The sequence below is a fragment of the Neisseria sp. WLZKY-1 genome (assembly GCF_046546535.1).
Classification (GTDB): domain Bacteria; phylum Pseudomonadota; class Gammaproteobacteria; order Burkholderiales; family Neisseriaceae; genus Neisseria.
In genome coordinates this window covers 1-724 of sequence record NZ_JBKGTW010000112.1, presented here as the reverse complement: position 1 = coordinate 724, position 724 = coordinate 1, and the positions used below count along the sequence as shown (strand labels likewise).

The window sequence follows — 724 nt, the reverse complement described above, 5'->3', positions numbered from 1 at the left end:
CGCAGCCGCCGATTTTGATATTCGGCGGCTTGTCCTTTTACGGATCAGGAAACCGCAGCTTCGCGAGGGCTCTGCGGCTGCTTGTGCGGCTGGCGGCGTGGGGCGAGTGGTGCGGATTACTCTACCGGATTTGTAGCGTTAGCATCTGTTTTGCATCTGTTTTTTTGACCTGGTTTGATTCGTAAACAAATTTAGTCAAATAAAAAACAAAGGGGCTTAGGAAGCAAAATCAACAAAAACAGTGATAAGCTTCTGAAATGAAATTAAAAAACAAGTATCAAAAGTTTAGCAAAATTTCTGAACCATAATTTCGTCAAATTCTACGGCTATTTACCTTGGATTTGACTGCTTCTGATACTGCCAAATTAACCGGCATCAGTGTCAGAAGTATCAATACGCTATTCTTGAAATTGCGACAACGGTTAGCTGCTGAATGCGAGCAGCTAACTCCTTTTGATGGCGTTATTGAACTTGACGAATCCTACTTTGGCGCGAAGCGTATTCGTGGCAAACGCGGACGCGGTGCTGGTGGTAAAACCATCGTCTTTGGGGTACTCAAACGGGGAGATAAGGTCTATACAGAAATCGTACCCGATGCCTCCAAAGCCACGCTGCAAAAGGTTAGGGGCTGTCCTAGATAACTCAGGAGATTCCGTTTAAGTTAGAATTTTCCTTATGAGAAAAAGTCGTCTGAGTCAGTACAAACAAAACAAACTGATTGAGC

General features: G+C 44.2%; 1 protein-coding gene and 1 pseudogene. Both read left to right on the top strand.

All coding sequences use genetic code 11. The features are described 5' to 3' along the window. Positions 1 to 185: hypothetical protein (locus ACLD9W_RS12400; protein ID WP_410842288.1), on the top strand; the 185-nt coding region annotated here is incomplete at its 5' end. Positions 186 to 317: 132 nt separating this feature from the next. Next, positions 318 to 623, top strand: a pseudogene (locus tag ACLD9W_RS12395) (transposase); the annotation flags it as partial. Positions 624 to 724 lie beyond the last annotated feature (101 nt).